The sequence below is a fragment of the Spirosoma fluviale genome, from assembly GCF_900230225.1.
GTDB lineage: Bacteria > Bacteroidota > Bacteroidia > Cytophagales > Spirosomataceae > Spirosoma > Spirosoma fluviale.
Genome location: NZ_OCNH01000002.1, coordinates 760,013 through 774,465 on the forward strand (window position 1 = coordinate 760,013; position 14,453 = coordinate 774,465).

Annotated in this window: 11 protein-coding genes; 5 read left to right on the forward strand and 6 right to left on the reverse strand. The window is 53.0% G+C overall.

What is annotated here, in order from left to right:
- The first annotated feature begins 41 nt into the window (after positions 1 to 41).
- Complete coding sequence (locus CRO74_RS13835; protein WP_097126638.1) at positions 42 to 3,620, forward strand: carboxypeptidase regulatory-like domain-containing protein; 3,579 nt, start codon at positions 42 to 44, stop codon at positions 3,618 to 3,620.
- Positions 3,621 to 3,652: 32 nt separating this feature from the next.
- Here the strand turns inward: CRO74_RS13835 and CRO74_RS13840 are convergent, their stop codons facing one another.
- The 4 genes from CRO74_RS13840 to CRO74_RS13855 all read right to left on the reverse strand — a co-directional run bounded on the left by CRO74_RS13840 (position 3,653) and on the right by CRO74_RS13855 (position 8,271).
- Positions 3,653 to 4,855 (reverse strand): MFS transporter, encoded by a 1,203-nt coding sequence (locus CRO74_RS13840; RefSeq protein WP_097126639.1) that lies wholly within the window; start codon positions 4,853 to 4,855, stop codon positions 3,653 to 3,655.
- A 95-nt stretch (positions 4,856 to 4,950) separates the two neighbouring features.
- On the reverse strand, positions 4,951 to 5,460 hold the full coding sequence (locus CRO74_RS13845) for a GNAT family N-acetyltransferase (RefSeq protein ID WP_097126640.1): 510 nt from the start codon (positions 5,458 to 5,460) through the stop codon (positions 4,951 to 4,953).
- A 127-nt stretch (positions 5,461 to 5,587) separates the two neighbouring features.
- Positions 5,588 to 6,034 carry an IS200/IS605 family transposase gene (tnpA, locus tag CRO74_RS13850; RefSeq protein ID WP_097126641.1) on the reverse strand — a complete coding sequence of 149 codons (447 nt, stop codon included), beginning with the start codon at positions 6,032 to 6,034 and terminating at the stop codon, positions 5,588 to 5,590.
- A gap of 386 nt (positions 6,035 to 6,420) precedes the next feature.
- Positions 6,421 to 8,271, reverse strand: coding sequence for a family 43 glycosylhydrolase (locus tag CRO74_RS13855; RefSeq protein WP_097126642.1), 1,851 nt, complete (start codon positions 8,269 to 8,271; stop codon positions 6,421 to 6,423).
- A gap of 27 nt (positions 8,272 to 8,298) precedes the next feature.
- Between CRO74_RS13855 and CRO74_RS13860 the strand changes: the two genes are divergently transcribed.
- Positions 8,299 to 8,754: a hypothetical protein gene (locus tag CRO74_RS13860; protein ID WP_097126643.1), complete on the forward strand. Its 456-nt coding sequence runs from the start codon at positions 8,299 to 8,301 to the stop codon at positions 8,752 to 8,754.
- Between the two features lie 93 nt (positions 8,755 to 8,847).
- Here CRO74_RS13860 and CRO74_RS13865 read toward each other — a convergent pair whose 3' ends face one another.
- Positions 8,848 to 9,525, reverse strand: coding sequence for a leucine-rich repeat domain-containing protein (locus CRO74_RS13865; RefSeq protein WP_097126644.1), 678 nt, complete (start codon positions 9,523 to 9,525; stop codon positions 8,848 to 8,850).
- Between the two features lie 136 nt (positions 9,526 to 9,661).
- Entirely contained in the window at positions 9,662 to 10,591 is a 930-nt protein-coding gene (locus CRO74_RS13870) for a cation diffusion facilitator family transporter (RefSeq protein WP_097126645.1), read from the reverse strand.
- A 285-nt stretch (positions 10,592 to 10,876) separates the two neighbouring features.
- On the opposite strand from CRO74_RS13870, the gene CRO74_RS13875 reads away from it, so the two are divergent.
- The 3 genes from CRO74_RS13875 (at position 10,877) to CRO74_RS13885 (ending at position 14,317) form a co-directional block, all read left to right on the forward strand.
- Positions 10,877 to 11,404, forward strand: coding sequence for a PAS domain-containing protein (locus tag CRO74_RS13875; protein WP_097126646.1), 528 nt, complete (start codon positions 10,877 to 10,879; stop codon positions 11,402 to 11,404).
- Between the two features lie 75 nt (positions 11,405 to 11,479).
- On the forward strand, positions 11,480 to 11,857 hold the full coding sequence (locus tag CRO74_RS13880) for a hypothetical protein (protein ID WP_097126647.1): 378 nt from the start codon (positions 11,480 to 11,482) through the stop codon (positions 11,855 to 11,857).
- 120 nt (positions 11,858 to 11,977) lie between these two features.
- Entirely contained in the window at positions 11,978 to 14,317 is a 2,340-nt protein-coding gene (locus CRO74_RS13885; protein WP_097126648.1) for a TonB-dependent receptor, read from the forward strand.
- Positions 14,318 to 14,453: the final 136 nt, after the last annotated feature.

A 14,453-nucleotide genomic window follows, 5' to 3' on the forward strand; every position in this document is an offset into this window, starting at 1 on the left:
TTGTGCCTTCTGCACACGAACAGATCAATCCCTGAACATACATGAATCGTCAGCTTTCTATCGTTTGGTTGACTACCTGTCTGCTAACCTGGCTAGCCACGATCACGTATGCACAAACCACCGTACTCACGGGCTATGTAACGGATGCTACTACCGGTAAACCCATGCCCTTTGCCAATGTTTACCTCAATGGCAGCACCCGTGGTACAACCACCAACGAGCAGGGGTATTATTCACTAACGGGCGTGCCGCTTGGAACAGTCGAAGTAGTGGCCTCTTTTATTGGTTATCAGCCCAGTCGGCGGACATTTCGGCTGGATAACAGCCCGGATAACCGAGTCAGCTTCCGGCTCAAGCCCAGCGATCAGACACTGGCTACCGTTACGGTTCGGGGCAATCCTAAAAAATGGCAGCAGCACCTGCGGCAGTTTAAACGGCAATTACTGGGTGAACCCTTTGGCGGACAATGCCAGATTCTGAACGTCGACGCGCTGAGCTTTCACGAAGAAGACAGCCACCTGAAAGCAACCGCCAGCGAGCCACTCGTTATTGAAAACCAGGCGCTGGGGTATAAAATCTGGTACGACCTGCTTCATTTCGACGGGACATCAAAGAAGGTTTATTACGCCGGTGCCACCCGGTTTGAAGAAATAAAACCAACGGATGAACGACAGGCGAGCCGATTTCGGCGTAACCGGATGCGGGCTTATCTGGGATCGACCCGGCATCTGATGGCCAGCCTGATCGACAGTACGTACGAGAAAGAAGGGTTTCTGGTGTATCAGGAAGATTTAGTCGTCCCCATCGCCAAAACCAGCGACAATCGAACCACGTTGTACGGTTCATTAAATGGTCGTTTGAAACCATTACGCATAAAAGAGATAATTCAGCCGGGGCGATTACCTACCGAGCGACGCCTGGTGTCGGCCCAGCCGCTGGTTGTATTTTACACCAGTTCCCAGTCGAACTATTCGCCCTACTTCGATGCGCGCTATGCCTACACGCAAATCACATTACCCGGCGGACAGCTCGAAATGACGGTGGACGGAACGGTTACGCTGCCCTTTGGTGTCGAAATTCAGGGATCGCTGGCCGACGATCGCATATCGACCATGCTTCCTGCCGACTGGACTCCTAACCGCGCCGATGCCGAATCTGTAAACACCAACACACCTGTGGCTATTCAGGGAAAGCTGATGCCGCCCGACGCCCGGATGAATCGGATTGCAACCGCCTTCAATGAGCGGTTTCAGGCACTGGCACCAGTTCTGTTTATGCATACTGACAAACCTCTCTACGCTACCGGCGACCGTATTTGGCTAAGCGCGTATCTGCTCGATGCAGGAACCAGCCGGAGGCCACTCGGTGAGACGGCTATCCACGCCGATCTGCTGACAGCTTCGGGCAAACTTATTCAACACCAGTGGCTGAAGGTGGAGGATGGTCGGGCAGTGGGGAATTTCCGGTTGTCAGACACGCTGGCGTCGGGAACCTATCGACTCAGAGCCTACACAGATGAAGACGACGGCCAGCACCGACCCGCTTTTGACCGGGCGATTGCGGTCTATAATATTCTCCAGGGTACAGGTGTAACGCGCAAATCCAGCGCAGTCGATACATCGCTAAAATCAATTGACGTTCAGCTATTGCCCGAAGGTGGGCGCTGGCTGGTTGGGTTACCCGCCCGACTGGGAATCAAAATCGTTCAGCCAAATGGACATGGGCTATCCCTGCCGGGCCGAATCGTGAATGAAGAGGGGACGGAAATAGCTCAGTTCACGACAAACGCGCTGGGCATGGGCAGCGTAGTTATAACACCCCAGAAGGGCCGGAAATACTATGCTGATGTACAGCAGTTCGGTCAACAGCAATTGATACCACTACCCTCCGCCGAGTCGGAAGGGTTTATGTTGGCGGCCGATGTGGTCAGCGATACGACTCGGCTGGCACTTACCGTCATTGGCACCAGTCGCCCGGCGAAAGACTCGGTGTATGTGTTGATTCAGCAACAAGGCCGATTGGTGGAGCAACGGAAAATTTTGCTTGAAAACGGCGTAGCACGGGTAAGCCTGCCGAGTGCGTCGATGCCATCGGGCCTCAACCAGATTACGCTTTACGATGCTACCGCGCGCCCACAGGCCGAACGGCTGGTGTTTCTGCCTGAGCGTGTGCCGCCCATTAAGGTCATAATGGGTACAAACAAATCGCGCTACCAGCCTCGGGAGAAGGTTATCATGAGCGTTAATCTGAATGATGATGGCTTACCCGTTGTGGCTGGGTTATCGGCTTCCATCACCGATATTGAACAAGTGCCCGACGATACCGCAGAGGCCACTATTCGTACCCACCTGCTGCTCACCGGCGAATTACGCGGGCGGGTGGAGCAACCTAATCGGTATATTACTGATAACTCGCCCGCGACCCGCCGGGCGGTAGATGACCTGTTATTGACGCAGGGCTGGCGACGCGTGAGCGGTACCCCCTCCACCGAATTACTCGGGGGCGTTTCTGTGATGGGTCGGGTGCTTAACGCCAAAAACCAGCCCATGCCGGGCGCACAGGTCATTCTGGCCTCCACGGCCGCCGGGCAGTCGTTTGTGCGGTCGGCGGGGGCCGACGAGCGGGGTCGCTTTCGGCTGGCTGGTTTCTCCATTGCCGATACGCTTAAGCTGATGGCCCAGATTACCGATCGTCAGTTGAAAACGATTCCCGGTAAAGAGGCCCATCTGGTTCTGGAAGGCCCTGAAACGGGCTGGTTGCCGGATACCGCACGGGCGCTGCCAGATTGGCTAAGTCTGCGTGCGCAACTGGATGCGGCTCGTACCCGTCAGGAAGGCGACGCGGAGCTTTACCGGGATAAACGAGTGAAATTACTGAAAGAGGTGACGGTTCGGGGCCGACGAACCGATGATCGTCCGGAAGATATTCAACGGTCCAGTTTGCACAAAGAGGCCGATGCGGTACTTCTCTTCGATGATAAATCACCCCGTTTCTTCAACCTCTACGAAATGATACGAGGCCGGGTAGCGGGGGTTACGGTAGCCCAGTCAACGACGTCGCTGGTGGGTTCCTATCAGGTTATCATTCGAGGCATTGGCAGTTTTAAAAGCAGTACGCAACCGTTATTTCTGATGGATGGCATGCCCATTGATGATGCAGAAGGCACCGCTTTGCTCTCCTTCAATCCGGCCGATATCGAACGTATTGAAGTACTGAAAAATGGCGGCACGGCGGGTATTTATGGCGTTCGGGGCGGCAATGGGGTCATTGCTTTCTATTCTAAACGTTTCCGGCCGGGGCAGTCGGCCGCCGACGATGAAAAGGCAGGTATGAAACCGCTACAGGTAATTGGCTTCCCGTCCGTTCAGCGGGAGTTTTATGTGCCCCGTTACGAAACGGTTACTACAGATCGACCCGGCGAAGGGCAACCGGAATCTGCGGAGCGTATCGACCGGCGAGATGTGTTGTACTGGAAGCCTATCATGCAAACAGACAGCCAGGGGCATAGTCAACTGGTGTTTCCGTTGTCGGATGTAGTCCGAACACTGCGGGTGGTGGTGCAGGGTGTTACTGCCGATGGTCGGCCGGTAGTGGGTGTGCAGTTGATTCGCGTTCAGTGATCGTAGGCTAACTTTCAAGCTGGTGCGAGCTTTCAAACCTTCCGTTTCCACGCCAGCCACGCCACTACGGACAGACAGACGCCGAACCAGGCGAAGGGTAATCGTAGATCAATTAACGATAGAATCCCAAATACTACTGTGGTCACAAAACTGGCTACACCCTGCAAGGCCTGGTTGATGCCGAAGATTTCACCCCGGTCTTCGTCCGACGTTAGTTGGGCCATCAAGCCTTCAATCAACCCCTGAATAAGTGAAAACGTAAGACAGTCGATCGTGACGAGGATGTACAGCCATAGGACTGACGTGCCCACCAGGCCATAACCGCCAAGTATGGGTGCACCCAAAAGGGCGAGCCAGAAAATGCCCCGTCGCTGGTTAATCCGGTCGGCGATGTAGCCGTAAAAGACGTAGCTGATCACGACGCTTAGCCCACCGAAATACATGAAGAAATACGAAATGGCTTTGGCATCCATTTGCAACGCCCCAAAACTGGCGAAGGTGACGAAGTAAAAATAGTAGCCCGTGCTGAACGTTAGTGCCAGTTGCATCAACACCAATATCTTCAGGCCTTTATAGTGCCGGTCTTTGGCTAACAGCCTGGTCCATAGAGTGTGTACGTCGAGTGAGTTGGCTAGTTCCGTTTTTAGGGCAGCCGTTGTTATACCCGGCGGATTTGGGTGGGTTTCGCGCAGTGTCCAGCTCAGAATCATGTTTACGCTCGACAGCGTGACCGCCATAATAGCCACCACCCGCGCCTGATCGCCCTGAACAACGTCGAAGGTTGTTAGTAGCAAACCCGATACGGCCGGACCAATGACAAAGCCAAGGGATATGATGGCCCCTTCGATGCCAAGGTTTTTAAACAGACTCTCTTTGGGTGAGATATCCGTAATCGCCGAGCGGACGGTGGCGTACATGCCGTTTGTCGTGCCATCACTGACCCGATTGGCAAAATAATAACCAACCCGAACGGGTAGCAGCAGGCAGTCGGCCAGGAACGTGCCAATGGCTGAGATGATGAAAATGGGGCGACGGCCGTAGCCGTCGGAGAGCTTTCCTAACAGCGGTGCCGAAAACAACTGCATGCCCAGAAACAGGGCTGTGCCCACGGCAAGCCACAGTTGGGGGCGTTCCAGCCCTTTGACAAACTCCGGCAGAATAGGTCCAACCGCCGAGCCGACGATGACATCAATGAAAATGATGGCGTAAATATGAAGCAGTTGACGGTTGGCCACAGGATGTGTTTTCGGTAGACTGCAAAGTTACCCTACCATGCGTTCATAGTTGCTGACAAATTACCATCCCATACGGTCAATATGTGCGCCAGCGTCTAAAACGTCATGACGTAAAACTGACTGGTAAATGACTGTCCAAATTCGTGCATCTCGCGCCGGTACGTGGGTTGAAAACCATATCGTTCGTAAAACTGCATCAGTTTGGGGCGGGAAGCGTCGGTTTCGAGTTGCAGGGTTTTAATGCCACGTTTCAGGCACTCTTCCCGGCTGAAGTCGATGATAGCGGCAAATAAATTCTGCCCGTTAAATGGTCGACGGATGGCCAGTTTGTGGATAAAGCCCGAGGTGTTGGGCGGCACATCCGGCCAGTAGAGCGGGTCGACCCATTGCAGGATAAAGACTGCAGCCGGTTCGGGGCCAGCCCCTTCCTGACGGTCGGCGTAGAGCACAAAGAGGTTGCCGGTGGTGTGTTCATCCAGCAGATTTTCGGCGGTGAGCGTATCGACTTTCCAGAGTTCGCGGTCGTTATCGGCGAGCCATTGGCCTACTTCGCACAGGATGGTCAGAGCCAGATCGGGCTGGTCGTTTCGGAAGGTAAAGGTCATAGTGAGGTTGTATGGGTGAGCTGTGTGTCTGTGTCGGCTGGGCATCTGTGTCGGCTGGGCATCTCTGTCGGCTGCGTCAGCCCCGCACTACGTACGGGGTTATCCAGAGTCAACACCTTCGGCGTTGTTAGTTTAGTAAGTGCTTTTCGTCGTAATTAACGCCGTGTTCGTCTAGCAGGGCTTTGTATTCATCACTGAACGTTACTTTTTTGTGGTGTTCTTTCTGTCTCTTGATGTAATTGATGACCCGGTCGCGCTCTTTGATCGAATAAGTAAAGGCACCGTACCCTTCAGCCCAACCTTCGAAATCAGGGAACAGGCCGCTCGCCTTCATCCAGAGCGAGCTGGCTACTTTGATGTCTTTCACGAAATCGGCCAGGGCTATGGAAGGATGCAGATCACTGAGAATATGGATGTGGTCTTCCACGCCGTTTAGTCTGAATAGAGTCCCTTTCTTGTTTTTTATGACGCCCCAAATGTATCTATACAGCTCTTCGCAATGTGCATCTGTGATGGTTGGGTTTCTGTACTTTGTGCCAAAGACAATGTGGTACAGGATCTGGCGGTAGCTCATAGGCTGTAAGTTAGGCACAGATCAAGTACTAGTCAACACCTTTGGCTTTGTTGTATACAGGTTGCCTGGGTGTCGTATGCCAGGCATGCCATACGCTACGCGTGCCGTACGCTACGCATACGGTTATCCAAAGTCAACACCTTCGGCGTTGAGAGAGTCAGCTGTCCACAACGCCGAAGGTGTTGACTTTGGATAACCCCGTACGTAGTGCGGGGCTGACGCAGTGCGGGCAGTGCATGACTGACGTAGTGCGGGGCTGATGCAGTGTGGGCAGTGCGGGGCTGATGCAGTGCGGGCAGTGCGGGGCTGACGCAGTGCGGGTAGTGCAGATAGTGCAGGTATGCGAGCAGGGCGAGGCTGACGTGGTCCAGGGTCCCGGCTACGATCTACAGCCCTGATCCGTCACTGACCACCTTGCTTAATACCGACACGCCGTTTTCGTCAAACGCTTCGATGGCGAAGTAATAGGGAACGCCAACGTTTAAAGCCCGCAACTCGAAGGTATTGGGTCCGTCATTCCAGAACTGGTAATTCTGATACAGCTTGTCGGGTGCAATGCCCCAGCGGATGTTGTACCCCACGGCCCCCGGAACTTTGCTCCACGAGAGGTCGGCATTGCGCTGGTCTTTTTGTCGTTTAGCCGTGAGAGTAGCCGGAGTGACGGGCGCTTTTCCGAGGCCGTTACCAAATACCCGGAAGGCGTTAATGGCCAGATGCGAACCGGCAACATACACATGCTCATACCGAACATAGCGTGCGCGGGCGGGCTTGTCGAGCGGCACATACGCACAGGCGCGGTCGCGTTTGGGTTCTTTCGTCAAATCGGCTACGACAGTCCATTTCTTGTTATCCATTGATGTCAGGATTTTGAACTGCGTGTAGACTGTAGAATCGGAATCGTAAATAGTTTGCTTGTAGTCGATATAATCCACTTGCACCGCTCGTATATCGCGTTCTGCACCTAAGTCGAGGGTGAGTGTTTCGCCGGGTTTGTTCTGGCCCGCTACCCAGAACGTGCGCGGATTTTCATCGGTCGTTCTGTCCGCCGACAGGGTATCCGTTGGTGCCGCTCTTAACGTCGATGAAGCCACGGCGGGTTTGCGGTAGGAGAGGAGCATCCAGCCCGTAAACAGTTCATCGGCATTCATCCCGTTCTGGCTCGGAACGGCTTTGTCGGGCAGGTAATGCGGGAAATCGCCGAAACGAGTGTTGGCAAACATCTGGTCGTCTTTATCGAAACCCGCCGGGTTCATCACAATCCGACGTTCCATGCCCCAGTTGTAGCCAATCCAGGTGGTGCCGGTATTCCAGTAATTGCCAAAATTATCCTGAAAGGTGTTGCCGTGGCCGCAGCCCGTAGCAAATCCTCCCGGCTTGTACGCAACGGGGTTGTAAGGCGCGTACTCAAACGGACCAAGCGGATCTTTACCAACGTAGGTGCCATTGCCGTACACATTGTATTCGGTGCCGGGTGCGCCGTATTGCAGGTAATATTTGCCGTTATGTTTAGTCATCCAGGCTCCTTCCGTAAACGGCTTAAAGGGGTCGGAGTGGTTCGGGCCGAAGCGCTCCCAGCCGTGTTTATACGGGTCGAGCCAGAACATGGCTTTGTAAGAGGCCGATGGATTCGTACCCGCATAGGTTAGATTGCGGCTCTTGTCTAGCTCGGCACCAAAGAGAGGGTACACGTTCGAAGAACCCCAGTACATATACCACTTATCGGTATCATCGTCGTGAAACAGCGCCGGGTCCCAGGGGCCAATATCTTTCGGTAAACGGGGTAGCCATCGGTTGAAAAATTTCAGTTTTCCTTTCTCAGGTTCGGTCGAGTAAAAAATAGGGCGCTGCTCAAACGTCGACTGAAAGAGGTACAGCGTGTCGCGAACCGACAATGCTGCCGGAGCGCACATATCTTCCATCGGCCACTTATCGGGCACAACATATTTCCAGTTAACCATGTCTTTAGAATGCCACCAGCCCCCCTGAATCGTGACGAACAGGTAATACTCTTTCTTGTGGTTGATGATAACCGGGTCGGCACCGGACCGGTATGAGATCTTTTCGTTTAACTGCTCGAAGTTATACCGATAGCTGATGTCCATCGGATTGCAGTACGTTAGCTTCGGCTTTTGCTGGGCTATAGCTGGCGTATAACCGCCAAGTAACGAGCCGGTTATAAGTAGAAATAAGGTCAGGAGACGCACGACGTTGTCAGGTTTGATACCAGTATTTAACATTTAGATAGGCTCACAAGTTAAGCACCTATGACTGATATAAACAAGACTCTCCTGCAATCGCTGGGCAGCGGCCTGGCGGGTGCCTGTGCCCTGACAGCCCTCCACGAAACGGCCCGCCGGTTCATCCCCGACGCCCCCCGCGCCGATATTCTGGGTATGCGGGCCATTAAGAAAGTAATGAAAAGCGTTGATGAAGAGCCACCCGCCGACGACGAACTTCACGACTGGGCACTAGGTGGTGATATTGTTTCCAACGCCATATACTATAGTCTAATCGGGCTGGCCAAGCCAAAGAATGCCCTGCTTACTGGAGCGGCTTTGGGGGTAGCTGCGGGCGTTGGTGCGGTAGCTCTCCCCGGTCCTATGGGGTTAGGAACCGCGCCCAGCAGCCGTACCACCGCAACTGCCGCCATGACTGTGGGCTGGTATCTGGTGGGAGGGCTGGTCACGGCGGGGGCTTTTGCATTGCTGAAGCGTCGGTAAAAATCATCCGGTATTTGAAAAGTGATTATGCGCTCAATAGGAGAAAAGCATGGATTCCGTGCTTTTCTCCTATTGAGCGCAGAGTGTCGCTAGTTACCAGTGCAACCCCCAGCGGATAGCTTCGTTGCGAAGCGTTCTGGCGGCTTTGTAGTTCTTTTTGAGAAGAAGTTCGGTTTCGCGTTGATCGGCCATTTCCAGATCACGCTGGTATTGACCGATGAACGGCATCTCCCAGAAACCGTCTGGCCAGGCTTTGATGGGGTTGTCGCGTACGTTTAGACAGACCAGCGATTTAAGCCGACTGAACGTGGCAGGCAGCGTTGTTAATTTGTTGTTATGTACGTAAAGTCGTTTCAGATTTGGCAGTTCGCAAAGTGACTCCGGAAGTTCGGTTAGTTGCTGCCCCACAAGGTACAGCTCTTCCAGATTAGTTAACTCGCTGATGCGGTCGGGCAGATAACCGATGGTTTTTGCCGGGGTCATACAGCGACGGATTTCGGCGATTTCTTCCAGATAGGCAAATGAATCATTCGTTTCCTTTGCCCTTTTTCGGACGATGTTGATCAGGGAATTACCCGATTCCTGTGATAATGGGGCAAGGGTGCCCATGTAGAGGTGAGTAACCTGTGGATAGTTGAAAATCTCCTCCGGAAAGCCATCCAGATCAAGCTTGTTCAGGTTTATTTTCGTGGATAAACACGACCGAATATGGAATAAACGCTCTTCAACGGTCTCGGGTTGTTCGTTATCTTCGTCTTGAAAGAAGTACATGTTGCTGGCTGTTGTTTTTCTTCAAGATACGAAGAAAATAGCTTGAATGCCAGTTGAATAGCCTGAATAGTATCGTTCTGATACACGTCTGAGAAATCGGTTTCACACAAGCTTTTCTGACGTTATTGCCCCTTTTTTAACAGACTTCTGTCTGGCATTCGTCTTTGGTCGTGGTTTCGGTTTCCAGCGTAGCGTGGCTTATTTTTCGGTGTTCGAGCCGGTGCCGGGCATCGTGTTTAAGAGCCACGATCTGCGAATCCGAGAGGCCGGGTTGAATGACCAGGTGGGCGGTGAGTGCGTTTTCGGTTGTGCTCATCGCCCAGATGTGTACGTGATGTACATCACGTACGCCCGTTACGGCCCGAAGATCGGTGAGTACGTCGTTGAGGTTGATATCCGTCGGTACGCCGTCCATCGACAGCCGCAAACTGTCGTTCAGCAAGCGCCAGGTTGAGCCCAGGATCACAGCGGCTATAACCAATCCGATAACGGGGTCGAGCCAGACCCAGCCGGTATAACTGATAACGATACCGGCCACAACGACGCCGAGCGATACCAGTGCGTCGGCGGCCAGGTGCAGATACGCCCCTTTGATATTCAGGTCGTGGTCTTTATCGCGGAAAAACAGCAGTGCAGATCCGGCGTTTACCAAAATGCCGAACCCGGCAACCCATGCCACCGGGCCACCCGCCACCGGCTCGGGATGTTGAAAACGCTGGATGCTCTCCCATAAAATAGCCCCAATGGTGATTAACAGAATGACGGCGTTGGTGAGCGATGCTAGCACAGTACTCTTCCGGTAACCGTAGGTGAAACTTGGTGTCTGCCGAACGCGCGCCAATCGAAAGGCCAACAAAGACAGCAGGAGACCGGCAACGTCGCTGAGGTTATGGCCCGCATCGGCAATGAGACCCAGAGAGTTGTAATAAAACCCCAGGCCAAACTCGACCACCACATACAGCGTATTGAGAACGGCCCCGATAATTAATGCCCGGTTAACCGCAGTCAGCACGGTAGGCCCGTGGTGGTGCCCCGCATGGTCTTCATGATGGTGTTCGTGTGCCATTGGTTGGTGGTTGGTCGAAGTTAGTTCGGTGTGTCCATAAAGAACAACGGATTTAGGCGTAAGGTGGTTGCGTCGCTTATAGATGAGCGTTCGTTAAAAGCATGGAAAGAATATAGGTTGAGAATGTATTTATATAAAGTTTGATGTAGATTGTTGCCTTATAATAAGTAACAGATAAAAAAAAGGCTTATAACTATCCATAAGGGGCACGATTTAGTTGTAAAGTCTGTATGATTACCAATTGCCTTCTCAACTAAGCATAGAAGGTTTACTCTACCAACCACTATGGACTTTTGCGGACCTTATGATGAACAACTTGCTGCCCGTTATCGGCAGTCTTTACTAACGCCTTTGTTAGCAGGTTGGGAATTCAGGCAACGGCCCACATTGGAAGCAGGTCATACCGGGTGGCAACTGTTAGCAAAAAAGCAGGATTGGGTATTAACAGCCCCGATCCGACATGATTTACTGAGCAATGAATGGGCAATTGTCGTTACAAACGCCGAGCAGATCATCGAGTATGTGAACCCCCTGTTCGAAAAAATGACAGGCTATACCAATCCCGAAGCTATAGGCCGTCGCCCGAATTTTTTGCAGGGTGAAGGGACTTCACAACTGGCCCGGCAGCGTATGCGGAAAGCCATTCAAAAAAAACGGACGGTTAGTGAGCTACTCCTGAATTACCGGAAAGACCGAACGGCCTACTGGTGTAATGTGGTGATTCGCCCGATTACCAATCATCACAAAGAGATCGTCAACTTCATCGCCTTTGAGAAGGAAGTGCAACTGGAAGATGTGCCCGACAGCCTATAGCCTACCTGTTTAGTAGAAACTTTCCTGGCTGAAATGAACCACGCATGCCAATCCTGTTCTACTTTTGTGCAGGACATGAAAAATGCGCTGGTTTATATTCTCCTGCTTGCTACGCTGCTGCCAACCGTCAGTCAGTGGGGGACCATTGCGTATTACAATGTCAATAAAGCGTATATTGCCCGCGTCCTCTGCGAGAACCGCGACAAACCCCAGCTTCATTGCGATGGGCAGTGCTACCTAGCCAAACAGTTAAAAGCCCAGCAGGATCGGCAGGATAAAGAAACCACCGAGCGGGTTCAGAATACGCCGGTCATTCAGCTGTTTTTTCAGGACAGACTATCTTTCGAGTTTGGCCATTTTGCGCTTTGGCGGATTTCAGTTGCCTTTTTTGCTTACCGATTCCCTTCGTATACGGCACCTGTTATGGGTCTGTTACAACCTCCTCAGGTGTAGAGCCGCAGCCCTGCGGTTTGTGGATTACTGTTTGATCAATTGAAAACAGTACAGCGTAGACGCTTTCTGATGGAGCGTTTTCGCCTTGTTCATCCCATTTTTCTAACCTGACTATTCATAATGAACATGTATAAATTGTTCATGGCCTCTTTCGTATGGGCCATGACGTCAGTCTGTGCGTTGGCACAGCATAATTATTTTGGGCTTGTTTTCGACGCCCAGACGAAAGAACCATTACCCGGCGTAACACTGGGATTCCCTTCGGGAAAAGGCCTTATCACCGATGCCACCGGGCGATTTTCGCTGGTCGGTAACCCAACCCGCATAACGGTGTCGGCGGTTGGATACCGTCGGCAGGAGGTGGTTTTGATACCCAGTCGGCCCGTTCGTATTGCCCTCGAACCCGCCGTCGAGGACCTTCAAACCGTTGTCGTAACCGGTAATCGGGAAGCCGCCCTGCGTACCGAAACGCCCATTGCGATCTCGAAACTGTCGGCCAGACTCATCAACGAAACCAAACCGACGAGCATTTACGAGGTCATTAACAAGACGCCGGGGGTACTGATGGTCAACCTGAATAATGAGCAGCACATGATGGCTATTCGCCAGCCAATGACCACCAATGCGTATTTTCTGTACCTGGAAGATGGCGTGCCCGTTCGGCCAATGGGCGTGTTCAATCACAACGCTTTGCTGGAAATGAATCAGTTTACGGTAAGCTCCATTGAAGTGGTGAAAGGGCCGGTGTCGTCCATGTATGGCCCGGAAGCTGTGGGCGGGGCGGTAAACTTCATTACCCAACGCCCAACGGCGGTACCAACAGCCCGCGCAGGCATCCAGATTGACCAATGGGGGTATCAGCGCGTACAGGTTGGCGCGGGAGCCCGGCAGGGTAAGTTCGGGTTATACGTGGGCGGACTGCTGTCGCGGCAGCGTGATTCCTGGCTGGCCAGTTCCAACTACGATAAATCGTCTTATTTTGCCCGGCTCGAATACGCTTTTTCGCCGAATACGCGTCTAACCGGCACCGTTTCGTACAACGATTATAACTCGCAAACGAGCGGGAGTGTAGACAGTACGGCGTTTTTTGCCCGGCAATACGTGAGCACGACCGATTTCACTTACCGAAAAACGGTCTCATTCCGCAGCCGCCTGACGCTCGAACACACCTGGAAAAACGGCTCGGAATCGTTCGTAACGGGGTTTGCCCGAAAGAACAGCGTTGGGCAGAATCCGGCCTATTCGATTCGCTGGACAACGGGTTCGCCAACGGCAACGGGGCAAATTAACAGCAACGACTTCAGCAGTTACGGCGTCATTGCCCAACATACGCAGAAGCTGTCTTTTCTGAACAGCAAACTCATCGTGGGCACCACGCTCGATCTGTCGCCAAACACCTATTATGCGTACCAGACTGAGCTGACGACGGAGTTACGTGCCGACAAAAAGTCGGTGGTAAAGTACACCCAGGTCAGGGAACGGCCCGATAATCAACTGGCTAATTACTCGGCTCACATTCATAACGTAGCGGCTTACGGGCAGTATGATCTTGAGCCATTACCCAAACTACGGGTATCGGCCGGGCTGCGTTACGACCGGATGGCCTTTGATTATACCAATGCCCTGGACCGGAGTTCGGGCGGGAAAGCCTACGGCCAGGTTACGCCCAAACTGGGGGCGACTTATGATCTGGGAGGAGGTAAGGGCCTGTACGCCAACGTATCGAAAGGGTTTTCGCCCCCCGCCCTTACGTCGATTTTCCTCAAGCGAACGACGCCCACCGCTACCAGCGAACTTTTCTATTATAACCTGAATCCGGCCAGGTTCAATAATGTAGAAATAGGTGGCTGGGCTTCGCTGCTGGGTAATAAACTCTATATCGATGGTGCCTTGTACCAGATGACCGGTACCAACGAACTGCTGAACATCCGCCAGCCCGACAATTCGACGGACTACCAGTCGGCGGGGAGAACGCTGCACCGGGGCGTTGAGCTGGGCGTTACCTACCGACCGTCGAAGCAGGTGTTTTTTCGGTTCGGGGGCACTCATGCCGTGCATCGGTTTGTGGAGTTTACCCTGAGCCAGCGGGTGTCCGACGCCGTGCAGAACGTGAACGGGAACGACATGCCCTCGGCCCCGCGCACCCTCTGGAATACGGAAGTTAGCTACTATCCGGTCTGGCTGAAAAACTTCCGGACATCCGTAGAGTGGCAGCATGTGGCGGGCTGGTATCAGAACCAGATCAATACCGTCCGTTATGGGGGCTATGATGTTGCCAATGTTCGGGCGGGCTACGAGTGGAAAGGCATCGAATTGTTTACGAACGTGATGAACGTAACAAATGCCCTGTTCGCCACCAATGCCACACGCGGAAACAACGCCACCGACCGAACCACCTACACGCCAGCCGCCCCGCGCACGGTAGTGGTTGGCGTTCAGTATACATTTTCCGGTAAATGAATTTTCAACCTGTGTAGAGACGCGATACTTCGCGTCTCCTTTGCGTCAGCAATTTTTAATATCAGGCTGCAAGACGCGCGAAAAACCATCCGGTCAGGAGACGCGAGGGATCGCGTCTCTACAAAAAAACAAACTT

Coding starts and splice junctions, on each gene's coding strand:
- CRO74_RS13855 (WP_097126642.1), bottom strand. CDS start 8,271: ATGTTAAATACTGGTATCAAACCTGACAACGTCGTGCGTCTCCTGACC.
- CRO74_RS13875 (WP_097126646.1), top strand. CDS start 10,877: ATGGACTTTTGCGGACCTTATGATGAACAACTTGCTGCCCGTTATCGG.
- CRO74_RS13870 (WP_097126645.1), bottom strand. CDS start 10,591: ATGGCACACGAACACCATCATGAAGACCATGCGGGGCACCACCACGGG.
- CRO74_RS13835 (WP_097126638.1), top strand. CDS start 42: ATGAATCGTCAGCTTTCTATCGTTTGGTTGACTACCTGTCTGCTAACC.
- CRO74_RS13885 (WP_097126648.1), top strand. CDS start 11,978: ATGAACATGTATAAATTGTTCATGGCCTCTTTCGTATGGGCCATGACG.
- CRO74_RS13880 (WP_097126647.1), top strand. CDS start 11,480: ATGAAAAATGCGCTGGTTTATATTCTCCTGCTTGCTACGCTGCTGCCA.
- tnpA (WP_097126641.1), bottom strand. CDS start 6,034: ATGAGCTACCGCCAGATCCTGTACCACATTGTCTTTGGCACAAAGTAC.
- CRO74_RS13865 (WP_097126644.1), bottom strand. CDS start 9,525: ATGTACTTCTTTCAAGACGAAGATAACGAACAACCCGAGACCGTTGAA.
- CRO74_RS13860 (WP_097126643.1), top strand. CDS start 8,299: ATGACTGATATAAACAAGACTCTCCTGCAATCGCTGGGCAGCGGCCTG.
- CRO74_RS13845 (WP_097126640.1), bottom strand. CDS start 5,460: ATGACCTTTACCTTCCGAAACGACCAGCCCGATCTGGCTCTGACCATC.